At 73.5% G+C, this 2,143-nt stretch carries 1 protein-coding gene; it reads right to left on the minus strand.

Translation table 11 applies throughout. The features are described from left to right. Nucleotides 1-238: 238 nt before the first annotated feature. Nucleotides 239-1,387: an NAD-dependent epimerase/dehydratase family protein gene (locus tag ACTIDRAF_RS0225625; protein ID WP_016701499.1), complete on the minus strand. Its 1,149-nt coding sequence runs from the start codon at nt 1,385-1,387 to the stop codon at nt 239-241. Between the last annotated feature and the right edge of the window lie 756 nt (nt 1,388-2,143).

Consider the following 2,143-nt stretch of genomic DNA (forward strand, 5'->3'; position numbering starts at 1 on the left):
GTGGTCCACGCGGGTCCTCTCGTCCGGTTGTCCCGGCCTCCCACCGGCGGTGAGCGGGCCAGGGCTGGCCTCGGTCGCGCGGCGTCGTCGCCGGGCGAGGGAGCGGTGTTCGGGAGCCGGCCAGGGCAGCGGTGACCGGGAGCCGGTCGCGGGAACGGGCGAGGCGGGATCACCACCGCCGTTCCGGGACGTCAGTCAGCCGGGGGTGGCGCCGCCGTCCCCGTTCGCGGGGGCGCGATCAGAAGAAGGCCTTGGCCAACCGCAGCGCGCCCTGCTTCCACGGGTCGCGGTGGGTCCGCCCGGTGCGGGTGACGGCGTGGTCGGTGGTCCGCCCGCGCCACCACTCGTAGGTGCGGAGCAGGGTCTCCTCGTTGCTGTACCGGGGCTCGAACCCGAGCACCCGGCTCGCCCGGCTGGTGTCGACGTAGGAGTCCCGCACGAGCTTGTGCACCAACCGCTTGTACACCGGCGACAGGCGGAGCGCCGCCAGTCCGCGGAGCACGGCGACCGCCGGCAACACCGGCACGCCGACGACCCGTCCGCCGTGCCCGGCGGCGTCCAGCACGCTCTGGAAATCCTCCCGCAACGTGCCGAACCTCGTGGCACCAATATTGAACGTGTCGTTCACCACCGAGTCCGGCATTCGCAACGTCGCGCGCACCACCGTGCACAGATCCTCGACGTCCAACATCTGGGCCCGTTTTCGTCCTCCCGCTGGAAGTGGGAACGACCGGCCCTCGTCGGCCCATTCGAAGAGCATGGAAAACAGGCCGAGACGTTCTTCTCCGAGAAAGGTCTTCGGGCGCAGAACGGGTGCGCACAGCCCGGAATCCCGGTGCCTCTCGACCAGGACCTCCGCCGCCCTTTTCGCCTCGCTGTAGGGGTCGACGGGGCGGCACGGGTAGTCCTCCGGGGTCGGGCAGTCCGCCGGCAGTCCGTACACCGCGGTCGACGAGACGTGCACCAGTCGGGGGACGCCGGCCGCCCGGACGGCGCGGAGCACCGAGTCGGTACCGTCCACGTCGACCGACCTGATCTCGGACGCACGGTGGCTCGGGAGCGCCGCTGCCGCGTGCACCACCGCATCAGCCCCGCTGAATATCCTGGTCAGCGCGGCGGTATCCCGAACATCCGCGATGAGGAACCGCGCGCGGCCCCGGGTGCGGGCCGGCGCGGGCCGGAGGTCGACCCCCACCCACCGCACCTCGGGCCAGTCCTGGGAGATCAACGCCGTCCCCAGCATCCCCGCCGCCCCGGTGACGACGACGCGCCGGGGGGCCCGCTCGGCTCCGCCTCGGGACGGTGCGGGCTCCGCGACGGCCGCCGCCCGGACCCCCCGCCCCTCCGCTCCGGTGGGGGAACCGTTCCCCGTGTGTCCCGACATCATGCGCCCTCCAGGTTCCCGGACGTGCTCCCGTCATGTCCTCGGTCTACCCGAAAGGGTTGGCGGCGCCGCCAACTCGCCGAATCCGGGATGTCCGAAAAAGGGAGAAGTTGAACGGCGGCGGTGCCGTCTGGAATGTTCCGGACGGACACTAACCAGTGATGAATGCGGGAGCAAGAAGTTTCCGTCCGGTGGTCAGAATTGCGCGGTTGGGATCAGTGGGGTGGGCTCCAGAACGCTCACCCCCGGCGGCCGAAGGGGCCATCGGTCCTCGGGCACGGTTGACGCCATCCGGCGGACACCCGGCGCGGGGCCGGGGCCCGCCGACCGAGGCGGGGGCCGCGGCCCTCTCCTGCGCCGCCGGGCCGCGTCGAGGCCGACCCGCGAAGGTCCGGGCCACCGACCGCTCCGGAACCCGGGCCAGGTCCGGTCGGCCCCGGCGGTGGAACCTGAGGACGAACCGGCGACGCCCCGGTTCCCTGGACTCAGGGGCCGCTGGGCACGGGGTCGGGGCGTGACCGCCGTTGGTGGCCCGGCGGGCGCACCGGAAGCGGGACCGCCCCGTGCCGGCCCGGCCAGCACCGGCGACGGCACGCCCACGGCCGCCCGGAACCCGGTCGACCTCGCGGCGTCGTGCGGCCAGGGCCAGCCCTCCCCGGGGAGATCGTCCGGCGGCGTGCCCCAACAACCCTTCCTTCCTCTCCGGCGCGAAACCCAGCCGGGCGAGGGGCGGAGCCCGGCTCGCCGTTCCCGCCTCGC

It is taken from the genome of Actinoalloteichus spitiensis RMV-1378, from assembly GCF_000239155.1.
In the GTDB taxonomy this organism is placed as follows: Bacteria; Actinomycetota; Actinomycetes; order Mycobacteriales; family Pseudonocardiaceae; genus Actinoalloteichus_B; species Actinoalloteichus_B spitiensis.

Bases quoted from the DNA above. Each gene is read 5' to 3' on its own strand.
- ACTIDRAF_RS0225625 (WP_016701499.1), bottom strand. From the start codon at position 1,387: ATGATGTCGGGACACACGGGGAACGGTTCCCCCACCGGAGCGGAGGGG.